Annotated in this window: 13 protein-coding genes and 1 tRNA gene; all 14 read right to left on the reverse strand. The window is 54.4% G+C overall.

Annotation, left to right across the window (positions count from 1 at the left end; genetic code table 11):
- On the reverse strand, positions 1–140 hold a 140-nt coding region (locus tag CDH48_RS18720), incomplete at its 3' end, for a GTP-binding protein (protein ID WP_227521179.1).
- 35 nt (positions 141–175) lie between these two features.
- Entirely contained in the window at positions 176–2,281 is a 2,106-nt protein-coding gene (gene fusA, locus CDH48_RS18725) for an elongation factor G (RefSeq protein ID WP_100690219.1), read from the reverse strand.
- A gap of 18 nt (positions 2,282–2,299) precedes the next feature.
- Positions 2,300–2,770 (reverse strand): 30S ribosomal protein S7, encoded by a 471-nt coding sequence (rpsG, locus tag CDH48_RS18730; RefSeq protein WP_100690220.1) that lies wholly within the window; start codon positions 2,768–2,770, stop codon positions 2,300–2,302.
- Positions 2,771–2,884: 114 nt separating this feature from the next.
- On the reverse strand, positions 2,885–3,259 hold the full coding sequence (gene rpsL / locus CDH48_RS18735) for a 30S ribosomal protein S12 (RefSeq protein ID WP_012139854.1): 375 nt from the start codon (positions 3,257–3,259) through the stop codon (positions 2,885–2,887).
- Positions 3,260–3,419: 160 nt separating this feature from the next.
- Complete coding sequence (gene rpoC / locus CDH48_RS18740; protein WP_100690221.1) at positions 3,420–7,634, reverse strand: DNA-directed RNA polymerase subunit beta'; 4,215 nt, start codon at positions 7,632–7,634, stop codon at positions 3,420–3,422.
- Between the two features lie 76 nt (positions 7,635–7,710).
- Positions 7,711–11,787 carry a DNA-directed RNA polymerase subunit beta gene (rpoB, locus tag CDH48_RS18745; RefSeq protein WP_100690228.1) on the reverse strand — a complete coding sequence of 1,359 codons (4,077 nt, stop codon included), beginning with the start codon at positions 11,785–11,787 and terminating at the stop codon, positions 7,711–7,713.
- A gap of 241 nt (positions 11,788–12,028) precedes the next feature.
- Entirely contained in the window at positions 12,029–12,406 is a 378-nt protein-coding gene (gene rplL, locus CDH48_RS18750; protein ID WP_100690222.1) for a 50S ribosomal protein L7/L12, read from the reverse strand.
- Between the two features lie 40 nt (positions 12,407–12,446).
- A complete protein-coding gene (gene rplJ / locus CDH48_RS18755) occupies positions 12,447–12,977 on the reverse strand; it encodes a 50S ribosomal protein L10 (protein ID WP_100690223.1) in 531 nt (176 codons plus the stop codon).
- Positions 12,978–13,211: 234 nt separating this feature from the next.
- Complete coding sequence (gene rplA / locus CDH48_RS18760; protein WP_100690224.1) at positions 13,212–13,910, reverse strand: 50S ribosomal protein L1; 699 nt, start codon at positions 13,908–13,910, stop codon at positions 13,212–13,214.
- A gap of 1 nt (position 13,911) precedes the next feature.
- Entirely contained in the window at positions 13,912–14,343 is a 432-nt protein-coding gene (rplK, locus tag CDH48_RS18765) for a 50S ribosomal protein L11 (RefSeq protein WP_100690225.1), read from the reverse strand.
- A gap of 101 nt (positions 14,344–14,444) precedes the next feature.
- Positions 14,445–14,978: a transcription termination/antitermination protein NusG gene (gene nusG, locus CDH48_RS18770; protein WP_100690226.1), complete on the reverse strand. Its 534-nt coding sequence runs from the start codon at positions 14,976–14,978 to the stop codon at positions 14,445–14,447.
- A gap of 12 nt (positions 14,979–14,990) precedes the next feature.
- A complete protein-coding gene (gene secE / locus CDH48_RS18775; protein WP_100690227.1) occupies positions 14,991–15,359 on the reverse strand; it encodes a preprotein translocase subunit SecE in 369 nt (122 codons plus the stop codon).
- A 33-nt stretch (positions 15,360–15,392) separates the two neighbouring features.
- A tRNA-Trp gene (locus tag CDH48_RS18780) sits at positions 15,393–15,468 on the reverse strand.
- A gap of 72 nt (positions 15,469–15,540) precedes the next feature.
- The coding region (locus CDH48_RS18785) for an EF-Tu C-terminal domain-related protein (RefSeq protein ID WP_455429680.1) at positions 15,541–15,837 on the reverse strand (297 nt) is incomplete at its 5' end.

The raw sequence follows: 15,837 nt of genomic DNA on the forward strand, positions 1-15,837 counted from the left end.
GCACTCGCAGAACCTGTACCCCAGACTTCGTGGCACACACGAGTCAGAGCAGCGGTCAGTGTCGTCTTACCATGGTCAACGTGACCGATAGTGCCCACGTTCAGGTGTGGCTTATTACGCTCAAATTTAGATTTAGACACAGTTACACCTCTTCCTGTTACTTAAGTCCTGGGTATCAACCCTTTTTAATAATTGCTTCGGCGATGTTGCTTGGTGCTTCCGCATAACGCGAAAATTCCATCGCGTAGGACGCGCGCCCCTGAGTCGCAGAGCGCAGATCTGTCGCGTAACCAAACATTTCTGACAACGGAACCTCTGCGCGAACAATCTTGCCGGCAACACCGTCGTCCATCCCCTGAATGAGGCCACGACGGCGGTTCAAGTCACCAACCACATCGCCCATATAATCTTCAGGGGTTACAACCTCAACCTTCATCATTGGCTCAAGCAATGCCGGGTTCGCCTCCAGAGCGCCCTTTTTCATTGCCATGGAACCTGCGACCTTGAACGCCATCTCGTTGGAGTCCACATCGTGGTATGAGCCATCATACAAGGTTGCCTTGATACCCAGCAGCGGATAACCGGCCAGACAGCCGTTCTGCATCTGCTCCTCGATACCCTGCTGAACCGCGGGGATGTATTCCTTGGGAACTACACCACCAACGATTTCGTTAACGAAGATGAAGTTTTCGCCATCTTCCTGGTCCAGTGGCAGCGGATCAATTCTCACTTTAACGTGACCGTACTGACCACGACCGCCTGACTGACGAACAAACTTACCTTCAACGTCTACCGACTTGCGAATGCACTCACGGTACGCAACCTGCGGCTTACCGATGTTTGCATCCACCTTGAACTCGCGACGCATACGGTCAACAAGAATATCCAGGTGAAGCTCGCCCATACCGGAAATGATGGTCTGCCCAGTCTCTTCGTCAGTGCGTACACGGAATGAAGGATCTTCCTGAGCCAATTTGCCCAGAGCGACACCCATCTTCTCCTGATCCGCCTTGGACTTGGGTTCAACCGCAACCGAGATTACCGGCTCCGGGAACTCCATGCGTTCAAGGATGATCTTGTGGTTTTCATCGCACAGCGTATCGCCCGTGGTGACGTTCTTGAGGCCGATCGCAGCAGCAATATCGCCTGCCAGAACTTCCTTGATTTCTTCACGGTCATTGGCGTGCATCTGAACCATACGGCCCACACGCTCTTTTTTACCCTTTACCGAGTTGTATACTGCATTACCCGACTCAAGCTTGCCCGAGTAAACCCGGAAGAACGTCAGAGTGCCCACGAACGGGTCTGTGGCGATTTTAAACGCCAAGGCCGCAAAGGGCGCATTGTCATCAACCGGACGAGTCTCTTCAGTACCATCCTCGTCAACCTCACCACGGATGGCCTTAACCTCATCCGGGGCGGGCAGGTATTCAATCACCGCATCAAGAACGGCCTGAACGCCCTTATTCTTGAACGCCGAGCCACAGCAAGCCGGAACAATCTCGTTTGCGATGGTGCGCGCACGCAGGCCCTGCTTGATCTCCTCGATAGTGAGCTCGCCACCTTCGAGGTACTTGTCCATCAGCTCTTCATTGGCCTCGGCTGCAGCCTCAACCAAGTGCTCACGGTACTTGGCAACTTCGTCCGCCATATCCGCAGGGATATCACCCAGTTCATAGGTCATACCCATGTCATCGTTGCTCCAGTGGATCGACTTCATGCGAAGCAGGTCAACCACACCTTCGAAATTTTCTTCGGAGCCAATTGGCAACTGGAGCGGAACCGGTGTTGCACCCAGCCGATTCCGGATCTGGTCAACTACACGCAGGAAATCTGCACCTGCACGGTCCATCTTGTTGACGAACACCAGACGGGGAACTTCGTACTTGTTTGCCTGGCGCCATACCGTTTCAGACTGCGGCTCAACACCGGAGGATCCACAGAATACAACTACAGCACCATCAAGCACCCGCAGCGAACGTTCAACTTCGATGGTGAAGTCAACGTGCCCCGGGGTATCAATCACATTGATTCGATGCTCGTCAAATTGTTTGTCCATACCCTGCCAGAATGTCGTAACAGCAGCGGAGGTAATGGTGATACCACGCTCCTGCTCCTGCTCCATCCAGTCAGTGGTGGACGCGCCATCATGGGTTTCACCCATCTTGTGGCTGCGACCGGTGTAGTAAAGAATACGTTCGGTCGTCGTGGTTTTGCCCGCATCAACGTGCGCACAGATACCAATGTTTCTGTAACGTTTAATCGGTGTTTTGCGTGCCACTGTATAAACCTCGGCTGATTAGAAACGGAAGTGAGAGAACGCCTTGTTGGCTTCTGCCATGCGGTGTACGTCTTCACGCTTCTTCACAGCAGCGCCTTTGCTGTCAGCGGCGTCAAGAATTTCACCGGCCAGGCGTTGCGCCATGGATTTTTCGCCGCGCTTCCGTGAATATTCTACAAGCCAGCGCATGGCCAGCGCGTTCTGACGGGAAGGCCGTACTTCGACAGGCACCTGGTAAGTAGCACCACCCACACGACGGGACTTTACCTCGACCATCGGCTGGATGTTTTCCAGGGCCTTCTCGAACATGTCGATCGGCTCTTCTTTGGATTTTTCGGCAACAATTGTCAGAGCGCCATAAACAATACGCTCTGCAACCGCTTTCTTGCCGCTTTCCATCACGTGGTTGATGAACTTGGCAAGGCGCGCACTACCGAATTTCGGATCCGGGATTATTTCCCGTTTAGCTGCAACTCTTCTTCTAGGCATCGATAAGCCCTTATATAATTAAAAGGTCTTCAGGAACCCCTGAGATAGCATTTGCTACTCAGCCTTACTCTTACCGTTCTGACAAGCAACGATAAAAGACACCCGCTTGGGACATCAGGACTTGGGTCGTTTTGCACCGTACTTGGAGCGGCCCTGCTTACGGTTCTGCACACCCTGGGTGTCCAGCGTTCCGCGAACAGTGTGATAGCGCACACCCGGAAGGTCTTTTACCCGACCGCCACGGATAAGCACAACACTGTGCTCCTGAAGGTTGTGACCTTCACCACCAATGTATGACGAAACCTCGAAGCCGTTGGTCAGACGAACACGGCACACTTTACGCAGTGCTGAGTTCGGCTTCTTCGGCGTTGTGGTGTAAACACGAGTGCATACACCACGGCGCTGAGGACAGGCCTGAAGAGCAGGAACATCGCTCTTGGCTACCTTGCGCTTACGAGGCTTACGTACCAACTGATTAATCGTTGCCATGTAAGCAAACTCCAAAAACCATACCAATGAAACTTACCCCCAATGAAGGGGGTAAAATTAAGGGTCGCAAGTTTAAGCCTGCGCCCCCGGACAGTCAAGATGACTGATCTCTTTTTAACCACCTCGGCATAAGTAACTACACGGAGGTGGCGCGTCGGATTCAACCGCCGCGATTGAGCTCGGCACTCAATGCTTCTTCAACGTCGGCCGCGGTAACGCCCTGCTCTTCCAGTTCGCGTTTGCGACGACGCTCAGCGTGATAGGCCAGCCCGGTTCCCGCAGGAATCAATCGGCCGACCACGACGTTTTCCTTCAGGCCACGCAGATAATCGCGCTTGCCGGTTACTGCACCCTCGGTGAGAACCCGCGTAGTCTCCTGGAACGACGCCGCAGAGATGAACGACTCGGTCGCCAGTGACGCTTTGGTAATACCCAGCAGCAAGCGTTCGAACCTTGCAGGCTCTTTATCGGCGGCAATAGCTTTTTCGTTCTCTTCCAGCAGCTTGGTAATCTCCAGCTGGTCACCGGCCAGCAGGGGTGTGTCACCCGGATCAGTAACTTCAACCTTGCGCAACATCTGGCGCACGATCACCTCAATGTGCTTGTCGTTAATGACAACACCCTGCAAGCGATAAACGTCCTGGATCTCGTTGGTGATGTACTTCGCCAATTCGACCACACCCAACAGGCGCAGGATGTCGTGCGGATTGGACGGTCCATCCGATATCACTTCACCTTTTTCGACGGTTTCCCCTTCGAAAACGTTCATCTGCCGGTGCTTCGGAATCAGAACCTCATAAGGATCGCCGTCTCTCGGTGTAATCACCAGACGTTTCTTGCCCTTGGTTTCCTTGCCGAAGGACACCACGCCGCTGATTTCAGCAAGAATGGAAGACTCTTTCGGGCGACGGGCTTCAAACAGGTCGGCTACCCGTGGCAGACCACCCGTGATGTCCCGCGTTTTGGAACTGGCTTGCGGAATACGTGCAACCACATCTCCCAGTTCGATACGGGCACCGTTCGCCATGGTTACCAGCGCGTTTGCCGGCATGAAGAAAATTGCCGGGCCACCGCCTGGCAAATCCACATCATTACCGTCCTCATCAACCATCTGGATTGCCGGGCGAATATCCTTACCTGCCGCGGGGCGATCTTTCGGATCGATAATTTCCATGGTCGACAAGCCGGTCAGCTCGTCGGTCTGGGTACGAACGGTAATGCCCTGGTCCATATTGACGAACTTGGCAATACCTTCGGCTTCCGCGATGATCGGGTGCGTGTGCGGATCCCACTTGGCAACCACAACACCGGCCTCAACCTCATCACCGTTTTTAACCGACAGTACCGCACCGTAAGGCAGCTTGTACCATTCCCGTTCACGACCCTGGTCATCGGCAATCGCCAATGCAGAGGAACGGGAAATAACAACCAGGGACCCATCGCTCTTCTCAAGCGACTTGAGGTTGTGCAGGCGTACCGTACCACCGTGCTTGACCTGAATGTTGTCCACCGCCGAGGCCCGGCTGGCTGCACCACCAATGTGGAAGGTCCGCATGGTGAGCTGGGTTCCCGGTTCACCGATGGACTGCGCGGCGATAACACCTACAGCCTCACCAACGTTAACCAGGTGACCACGGGCCAGATCGCGACCGTAGCACTTGGAGCAGATACCGTGACGGGTCTCACAGGTGATCGCAGAGCGAACCCAGACCTCATCCACACCGGCACCTTCCAGCGCCTCGATGGTTTTCTCATCGAGCAGGGTACCGGCCGGAACAACCGCGTTGTCTTTATCCGTCGGAGTAAACGCATCGCGAGCCGTAACACGGCCCAGAACGCGATCACCCAGTGGCACAACCACGTCGCCGCCTTCGATGTGCGGCGTCATCAGAAGACCTTCTTCGGTACCGCAATCTTCTTCTGTAACCACCAGATCCTGGGACACGTCTACGAGGCGGCGGGTCAGGTAACCGGAGTTCGCGGTCTTCAGAGCCGTATCGGCCAGACCCTTACGTGCCCCGTGCGTGGAGATAAAGTACTGGAGTACGTTCAGACCTTCACGGAAGTTCGCAGTAATGGGTGTCTCAATGATTGAGCCGTCCGGTTTGGCCATAAGGCCACGCATGCCCGCCAGCTGACGGATCTGGGCAGCAGAACCCCGCGCACCGGAATCCGCCATCATGTAAACCGAGTTGAAGGATTCCTGCATCAGGTCTTCGCCATCTTCGCCTTTGACAGGTTTGCCGTCGGGACCAATGACCTTTTCCTTGGCCAGGCGCTCCATCATGGCCTTGGAGACCTTGTCGTTGGCGCGAGACCAGATATCGATAACCTTGTTGTACTTCTCGCCCTGGGTCAGCAAACCGGACGCGTACTGGGATTCGATATCCTTGACTTCCTGTGTCGCTGCATCGACCAGCTCGTACTTCTCCGGCGGAATCTCGAAGTCGTTGAAACCAATGGAGATACCAGACACTGTTGCATAGTGGTAACCCATGTACATGAGTTGGTCCGCAAAGATAACCGTCTCTTTCAGGCCGGCATCCCGATAACAGGTGTTGATCAGGTTGGAAATCGCTTTCTTGACCATCGGCTTGTTGACCAGGTCATAAGACAGGCCGTCCGGAACGATATCAAACAGCAACGCACGACCGACCGTGGTATCCACAATCTTGTACTCTTCCCTGCGCTCTCCGTCCTCCTGAATGGCAACTTCCTTTACCCGGACCTTGACGATGGCCTGCAGGTCGACCCGACCCGCGCCATAGGCGCGATGTGCTTCTTTCACGTCGGCAAACACCATGCCTTCGCCAAGGGCGCTCTTGCGCTCCCGGGTCATGTAGTACAGGCCCAGAACAACGTCCTGGGACGGCACGATGATCGGCTCACCGTTCGCCGGCGACAGGATGTTATTGGTGGACATCATCAGCGCACGGGCTTCGAGCTGCGCCTCCAGGGTCAGCGGTACGTGTACCGCCATCTGGTCACCGTCAAAGTCGGCGTTATAGGCCGCACAGACCAGCGGGTGCAGCTGGATTGCCTTGCCTTCAATCAGTACCGGCTCGAACGCCTGGATACCAAGGCGGTGCAGCGTCGGCGCACGGTTAAGCATGATCGGGTGCTGACGGATGACTTCGTCGAGGATATCCCAGACAACGCCTTCTTCCCGCTCAACCATCTTCTTGGCGGCTTTTATGGTGGTCGCCAGCCCACGGTGCTCAAGCTTTGAGAAAATAAATGGCTTGAAAAGCTCAAGCGCCATTTTTTTCGGCAGACCGCACTGGTGCAGGCGCAAATACGGGCCCACAACGATTACAGAACGACCGGAGTAGTCCACCCGCTTACCCAGCAGGTTCTGACGGAAACGGCCTTGCTTGCCCTTGATCATGTCTGCCAGGGATTTAAGCGGACGCTTGTTGGTACCGGTAATGGCACGACCGCGACGACCGTTATCCAGCAGGGCGTCAACCGCTTCCTGCAGCATACGCTTTTCGTTGCGTACAATAATGTCCGGAGCGTTCAGCTCGAGAAGGCGCTTGAGACGGTTGTTCCGGTTGATAACGCGACGATACAGATCGTTAAGGTCAGAAGTCGCAAAGCGGCCACCGTCCAGCGGCACCAGCGGGCGCAGATCCGGCGGAAGAACCGGCAGCACGGTCATCACCATGTCGCCAGGCTTGTTACCGGAATACAGGAATGCCTCAAGAATCTTCAGGCGCTTGCTGAATTTCTTGATCTTGGTTTCCGAGTTGGTCTGGGGAATTTCCTCCCGCAGCGCGTCAACCTGCTCCTGCAGGTCGATGCCCTCAAGCAACTCTTTGACGGCTTCCGCACCCATCCGGGCATCAAACTCGTCCCCGAACTCTTCCAGGGCTTCGTAGTACTGCTCGTCATTGAGCAACTGCCCACGCTCCAGCGTCGTCATCCCCGGGTCAATCACTATGAAGGACTCGAAGTAGAGTACACGCTCGATATCGCGCAAAGTCATGTCCAGCATCAGACCAATGCGGGACGGCAATGATTTCAGGAACCAGATATGAGCGACCGGGCTGGCCAGCTCAATGTGCCCCATGCGTTCACGGCGCACGTTTGCCAATGCAACTTCAACGCCGCACTTCTCGCAGATAACACCGCGATGCTTCAGGCGCTTGTACTTGCCGCACAGGCATTCATAGTCCTTGATCGGGCCGAAGATCTTGGCGCAGAAAAGGCCGTCACGCTCGGGTTTGAACGTACGGTAGTTAATGGTCTCAGGCTTCTTGACTTCACCAAAAGACCAGGAACGGATCATGTCCGGTGACGCCAATCCAATACGGATAGCATCAAATTCCTTGCTTTGGTTCTGGCTCTTGAGAAGATTCAGCAAATCTTTCATCAGTAAAAGCTCCGCATGGCGTTAATCTCGGGCGGGCACCGACGGTGCCCGCTCACGCTGCCAAAAACAATTCGGCTCACTCGGATTCCAGCTCGATGTCGATACCCAGCGAACGGATCTCCTTGACAAGAACGTTGAAGGATTCCGGCATGCCGGGCTCCATACGATGATCACCATCGACAATGTTCTTGTACATCTTGGTCCGGCCGTTCACGTCATCAGACTTGACGGTGAGCATTTCCTGCAACGTATACGCTGCGCCATAAGCCTCGAGGGCCCAGACTTCCATCTCACCGAAACGCTGACCACCGAACTGCGCCTTACCACCCAGCGGCTGCTGGGTGACCAGGCTGTACGAACCGGTGGAACGGGCGTGCATCTTGTCATCAATCAGGTGGTTGAGCTTGAGGATATACATATACCCCACGGTCACCGGGCGATCGAAGGCGTCCCCTGTACGGCCATCGTACAGCTTGGTCTGGCCGGTTGTGCTCAGGCCCGCCAACTCAAGCATGTGCTTGACCTCGGATTCCTCAGCGCCATCAAACACCGGCGTGGCCATAGGTACACCACCACGCAGGTTATGACACATCTCCAGGATTTCCTTGTCGTTCAGGGAATCCAGATCCACTTTGAACACTTCCTCGGAGTGGTTGTAGATCTCGTCCAGAAGCTTGCGCAGCTCCGCCACCTTGCGTTGCTCATCAAGCATTTTGCTGATGCGCTCACCCAGGCCTTTGGCTGCTGCACCCAGATGCGTTTCCAGTACCTGACCTACGTTCATCCGTGAGGGCACGCCCAACGGGTTCAGGACGATATCAACGGTGTTTCCGAATTCATCGTACGGCATGTCTTCAATCGGCATAACGGCGGAGATAACACCCTTGTTACCGTGACGCCCCGCCATCTTGTCACCTGGCTGGATCCGGCGTTTGATCGCAAGGTATACCTTGACGATTTTCAGGACGCCCGGCGCAAGGTCATCACCCTGCTGAAGCTTGCCTTTCTTGTCTTCAAAGCGCGCCTCATGCTCCTTCTTGCGCTCTTCGAGACCCTGTTCGGATTTCTCCAGCAGTTCGTTGAGACTTTCGTCCTGCATACGAAGTTTGAACCAGTCCGAACGCGGCAGATCGGCCAGGTAGCTTTCTTCGAGAACGGCACCTTTCTTCAGGCCCGGGCCGCTGATTACGGCCTGCCCCTTCAATGCGCTCAGCAAGCGCTCAAACGTTGCGCCCTCAACGATACGGTATTCGTCCTTGAGGTCCTTCCGGTACTGGTCCAGCTGCTCTTTTTCAATGGCTTTCGCTCGCTGGTCTTTTTCAATACCGTCGCGGGTAAAGACCTGCACATCGATCACGGTGCCGCGAGTGCCCGTGGGCACGCGGGAAGACGTGTCTTTGACATCGGACGCCTTCTCACCAAAGATCGCCCTCAGGAGCTTTTCCTCCGGAGTGAGCTGGGTCTCGCCTTTCGGCGTAACCTTGCCTACCAGAATGTCGCCGGGGCCGACTTCGGCACCGATATAGACAATGCCAGACTCGTCAAGCTTGGACAGAGCACTCTCACCCACGTTGGGGATATCTGCAGTGATCTCTTCGCTACCCAGCTTGGTATCCCGAGCCACACAGGTCAGTTCCTGGATATGAATGGTGGTCAGACGATCTTCCTGAACCACTTTCTCGGAAATAAGGATGGAATCCTCAAAGTTATAACCGTTCCAGGGCATGAACGCGATACGCATGTTCTGACCCAGAGCCAGCTCACCGAGATCCACAGAAGGACCATCTGCCAGTACATCACCACGGGCAATCACGTCGCCCTGCCGAACGATGGAGCGCTGGTTAATACAGGTGTTCTGGTTCGAGCGGGTGTACTTGGTGAGGTTGTAGATATCCACACCTGCATCACCTGCTTCGGTTTCCTCGTTGTTAACGCGAACGACAATACGGGCCGCATCAACGCTCTCTATAACACCACCGCGACGGGCGGTTACACAGACGCCGGAGTCCTGTGCCACTGTGCGCTCTACACCTGTACCCACCAGAGGTACCTGGGAGCGCAGTGTCGGAACCGCCTGGCGCTGCATGTTTGCACCCATCAATGCCCGGTTGGCATCGTCGTGCTCCAGGAACGGGATGAGGGAGGCGGCAACGGACACCACCTGACGCGGCGACACATCCATGAAGTTGACGCTTTCAGGAGGCATAACCGTGGTTTCGTTCTGGTGCCGAACCGTTACCAGTTCGTCAGTCAGGCGCATGTCATCGTCTACTGCAGCACTGGCCTGGGCAATAACGTAGTTGCTTTCCTCGATAGCCGACAAATACACCAGTTCATCAGTTACCTGACCATCCACCACTTTTCTGTAGGGGCTTTCAAGGAAACCGTAAGAGTTGGAACGCGCATAGGTCGCCAACGAGTTAATCAGACCAATGTTTGGCCCTTCCGGTGTCTCGATCGGGCACACGCGACCGTAGTGAGTCGGGTGAACGTCTCGCACCTCAAAGCCGGCCCGCTCACGGGTCAGACCACCTGGCCCGAGAGCAGAGATACGACGTTTATGGGTCACCTCTGACAGGGGGTTGTTCTGATCCATAAACTGCGACAGCTGGCTGGAACCAAAGAATTCCTTGACTGCCGCTGCAACCGGCTTGGCGTTAATAAGATCCTGAGGCATCAGGCCTTCGCTTTCCGCAAGGCTCAGACGCTCACGAACCGCACGCTCGACACGCACCAGACCTACGCGGAACTGGTTCTCGGCCATTTCACCAACGCAACGCACGCGGCGGTTACCCAGGTTATCGATATCATCAACATTTCCCTGCCCGTTACGGATATCGATCAGGGTTTTCAGCACATCGATAATATCTTCGTGAGTCAGGGTACCTTCACCGGTACTTTCTTCACGGCGCAGGCGCCTGTTGAGCTTCATCCGGCCAACAGCTGACAGGTCGTAACGCTCTTCCGAGAAGAACAGGTTATTAAACAGGTTCTCTGCCGAATCCTTGGTGGGCGGCTCGCCGGGGCGCATCATCCGATAGATTTCTACCAGCGCTTCCAGCGGCGTGCGGGTCGGGTCGATACGCAACGTATCAGACATGAACGGGCCGCAGTCCAGATCATTGGTGTAAAGTGTCTCAATCTCGGTTACGCCGGCGTCCAGGATTTTCGTAACAATCTCTTCAGTAAGCTCGGTATTACACTCAACCAGCACCTCACCCGTGGATTGATCCACCATATCCCGGGCCAAAACACGACCATAAAGATACTCGGTGGGAACCTCCAGCTCATTGATACCGGCTTTTTCGAGCTGTTTGATATGGCGAGCAGTTATCCGCCGACCTTCCTCAACGATCAGTTTGCCTTCTTTATCCTTGATATCGAAGGTTGCTATGTCGCCACGGAGACGGCTGGGGACCAACTCAAGCTTGCAGGTTTCGGCACCCAGAGTGAACTTGCTGGTATCGAAGAACTGCTCCAGCATCTGCTCGGAGGTGTAGCCAAGCGCCCGCAAAAGAATCGTAGCCGGCAGCTTGCGCCGGCGGTCAATACGAACGAAAACCGAGTCTTTCGGATCGAATTCGAAATCAAGCCAGGACCCACGGTAAGGAATCACCCGGGCCGAATACAAAAGCTTGCCGGATGAGTGGGTCTTACCCTTGTCATGATCAAAAAACACGCCCGGCGAGCGGTGAAGCTGGGAAACGATAACACGCTCTGTACCGTTGATAACAAAGGTACCGTTTTCAGTCATCAGGGGCATTTCGCCCATGTAGACTTCCTGTTCCTTGATATCCTTGATCGCCTTGTTGGACGATTCCTTATCGTAAATAATAAGGCGGACTTTAACTCTCAGTGGCGCCGCGTATGTTACGCCCCTAAGCTGGCATTCCTTGACATCGAACACGGGCTCACCAATGCGGTAGCTCACGTATTCGAGCGCGGCATTGCCAGAATAGCTGGCAATCGGGAATACGGATTTGAACGCTGCGTGAAGACCGGTTTCCCGGCGGTCTTCCGGGGCGGCTTCCATTTGCAGGAAGTCCCTGAATGAATCCAGCTGAATAGACAGCAAATAGGGGACATCCATCACGGAAGGCAATTTACTAAAGTCTTTGCGAATCCGCTTTTTCTCAGTGTAGGAGTAAGTCATCTGCATTCCCCAGCTTTAAACCTGATACCTGGTATCAAGAAGCAACCAATGTTCTGCTTCGGGGCCGAATTGCTCGGCTTATCGCGCCGTCTTGAACAAAGACTCCGGTAATCGACTGAAGATCTGAAACAACCTGCAATCAGAAACCAGACTCTATAGCATATACAACAGAAAAAGGCCGGTGGCACAAAGCCACCAGCCTGTCTACGCTTTGAGCGCAGTTTCAATCAACAGCCGACTCTTACTTGAGCTCAACAGAAGCGCCTGCTTCCTCAAGCTTCTTCTTGGCTTCTTCCGCGTCTGCTTTGCTCGCTGCTTCCTTGATAGTGGAAGGCGCGCCGTCAACCATTTCTTTTGCTTCTTTCAGACCCAGGCCAGTGAGTTCACGAACAGCTTTGATAACGTTAACTTTCTTCTCGCCAACGCCAGTCAGAACCACGTCAAATTCGGTCTGCTCTTCTGCGGCGGCAGCTTCACCACCAGCGGCTGCAGGGGCAGCAGCAACAGCGGCAGCAGCAGATACACCGAACTTCTCTTCCATTGCTTCAACCAGCGCAACAACGTCCATTACGCTCATTTCAGCAATTGCGTTCAAAATGTCTTCGTTAGACAGAGCCATGACTTTCTCCCAAAAATAGTAAAAATGGTGTTCAACAGAATCAAGCAGCTTCTTGCTTCTGGTCTCGAACTGCCGCTACAGCGCGGGTCACCTTCGAAGGAACTTCGTTCAGTGTCCGTGCCAGCTTGGTGATTGGTGCCTGCGTTACAGCAGCCAGCATCGTCAATGCTTCGTGACGTGTTGGCAGCTTGGCAAGACGGTCGATCTGATCTGCGCCCATCAGCTCACCGCCGACTGCCAGACCTTTGATATCGAACGCATCCTTCTCTTTTGCAAAATCCTTCAGCAAGCGCGCAGCCGCTCCCGGATCTTCCATAGAGAATGCCAGAATGGTCGGGCCAACCAGTAACTCATCAATGCACTCGAACTCAGTACCGCGAATGGCAATCTTGGCCAGGTTGTTACGTACAACCTTGAGACGCACATTTTCGGCACGAGCTTTGGCACGCAGAGCCGTCATATCACCTGAGGTGACACCACGGTAGTCAGCCAGAACCACAGACAGAGCACCACCGGCAGTCTCGTTGACTTCAGCGACGATCGCTTTCTTGTCTTCGAGTCTAATTGCCACTGGATTTCTCCTCGATTTCGCCGGGGGTATTCCCGGCAAACCCATCATTGCCCTGGGAGCCTGATGTCACCAGCTCCTGCGGGCGCCTTAACGGTGTTTGGGTTCAGAGAGAACGTCTTCACACCGTCTGCGCAGGCGTTGCTTTAACCCTTCCAGCCTTTTGACTTCAGGGGCCTGCGGTCTTTGACAGCCTTGGCTTCCGCCCAGACTACAAAGTAACTACCGTTCAAAATGTCAGATATCCAGACCATTCTGATCGATAGTCAGGCCAGGACCCATAGTCGACGAAATTGTGATCTTCTTGAGATACACACCTTTCGCAGAAGATGGCTTGGCCTTTTTCAGATCTGCCACCAGAGCTTCAAGGTTTTCCTTGATGTTCTGGGCAGAAAACTCAACATTACCCAGCGGAGCATGGATAATACCGTTCTTGTCCGTACGGTAGCGAACCTGGCCTGCCTTGGCGTTCCTGACTGCCGTTTCAACGTCAGGGGTAACCGTACCTACTTTCGGGTTTGGCATCAGGCCCCGTGGCCCAAGGATCTGGCCAAGCTGGCCCACGACGCGCATGGCATCCGGAGTTGCTATAACAACGTCGAAATCCATATTGCCTTTTTTGACTTCCTCGGCGAGATCGTCCATGCCAACGATATCTGCGCCCGCTGCGGTCGCCTTTTCTGCGTTAGCACCCTGGGTGAATACCGCAACGCGAACGGTTTTACCGGTACCGTGTGGCAGCACAGTGCTGCTGCGCACAACCTGGTCGGATTTACGTGCATCAACACCGAGGTTGATGGCAACATCCACAGATTCCTTGAACTTGACGCTCTGACCCAGTTCGACCAGCAGAGATACGGCTTCGTCTACGGAGTATGAACGGGTGGAATCTGTTTTTTCACGAATAAGCTTCTGGCGCTTGCTCAGCTTTGACATCTTACAGGCCCTCCACAGTCAGGCCCATGCTGCGGGCAGTTCCAGCAATGGTACGAATCGCTGCATCCATATCGGCAGCAGTCAGATCCGGCTCTTTGGTCTTGGCGATTTCTTCAAGCTGCTCACGGGTTACCTTTCCGACCTTGTCGGTATTCGGGCGACCGGAACCACTCTTTACACCAGCCGCCTTCTTGAGAAGAACCGGGGCCGGGGGAGTTTTGGTGATAAACGTGAAACTACGATCACTGTATACGGTAATAACCGTGGGAATCGGCAAACCGGCTTCCATATCCTGGGTCTGGGCGTTGAAAGCCTTGCAGAATTCCATGATATTCACACCGCGCTGACCCAGTGCAGGACCAACGGGGGGACTCGGGTTGGCCTTACCGGCAGCAACCTGAAGCTTGATATACGCTTCTATCTTCTTAGCCATGATAATACTCCTGTGGGTGCGAACGCCTTTCGGCTCCCCGTTGCAGACACAAAAAGCCCGCAACGCCTGAGCGCGCGAGCCTTGCGGTTAAAAGCTGCCTGTCAGTCCTTTTCGACCTGACCGAACTCCAGTTCTACCGGAGTTGAGCGACCAAAAATCAGAACAGCAACCTTGACCCGACTCTTGTCGTAGTCAACTTCCTCTACCACGCCATTGAAATCCGCAAAGGGTCCTTCAACAACGCGTACAACCTCACCCGGCTCAAACAGCGTCTTGGGCTTGGGTTTGTCAACGCCGCTTTCAACACGACGCAGAATTGCCTCAGCTTCACGCTCTGTAATCGGAGCAGGCTTGTCTTTCGTTCCACCAATAAAGCCCAGCACTCTCGGGGTGTTTTTCACGAGGTGCCAAGTACCATCATCCATTTCCATCTGGACGAGCACGTAACCGGGATAAAATTTGCGCTCACTCTTGCGCTTTTTCCCGTCACGCATTTCGACAACCTCTTCGGTAGGAACAAGAATCTCACCGAATTTGTCTTCCATACCTTCAAGCGCAATGCGCTCTGCCAGAGTGCGCATCACGTGCTTTTCAAAGCCAGAATACGCATGAACGACGTACCAGCGCTTAGCCATTGCCCACTCCTGTTAACCGATAAATCCGGCGACCAGCCAACTGATTATCGAATCCATACCCCACAACAACAGAGACACAACCAGCACAAAGACCACAACAATCACAGTAGTCTGAACCAGTTCTGGCCTGGTGGGCCAAACGACCTTCCGGATCTCAACGCGCGCTTCTTTCAAGAGCGCAGCAAAACGCTGCCCACGCAGAGTTTGCAGGGCAACGAACGCCGCCACAATCGCGAGACCAACAAGAGCGAGAACCCGATACAGCAGAGACTCGGCACTAAAATACTGGTTACCCACAACACCAACGGCAATCAGCACAAACACAACCAGCCACTTCAATGTATCGAAACGACTGTTTGACTGAACGGCTTTTGACCCCATGGGAATCAACTTATGTATCCGGATGTTAAAAAATGGCAGGCCAGGAGGGAATCGAACCCCCAACCTGCGGTTTTGGAGACCGCTGCTCTGCCAATTGAGCTACTGGCCTGCACCGAAACAACTCAGTGCACTTTCTACACCACAAGCGCGCACCACAAGGGTGCGCCCAACACTCGAGGCCTTACTCGATGATCTTCGCGACAACACCGGCGCCAACGGTACGACCGCCTTCGCGAATCGCGAAGCGCAGGCCATCTTCCATGGCGATCGGAGCAATCAGCGTTACTTCCATCTTCACGTTATCACCCGGCATAACCATTTCCACGCCTTCCGGCAGTTCACAGGAACCGGTTACGTCGGTGGTACGGAAGTAGAACTGCGGACGATAGCCCTTGAAGAACGGAGTATGACGGCCACCCTCGTCCTTGCTCAATACGTACACCTCACACTCAAACTTGGTGTGCGGCTTGATGCTGCC

The sequence above is a fragment of the Marinobacter aromaticivorans genome (genome assembly GCF_002806975.1).
Taxonomy (GTDB): Bacteria; Pseudomonadota; Gammaproteobacteria; order Pseudomonadales; family Oleiphilaceae; genus Marinobacter; species Marinobacter aromaticivorans.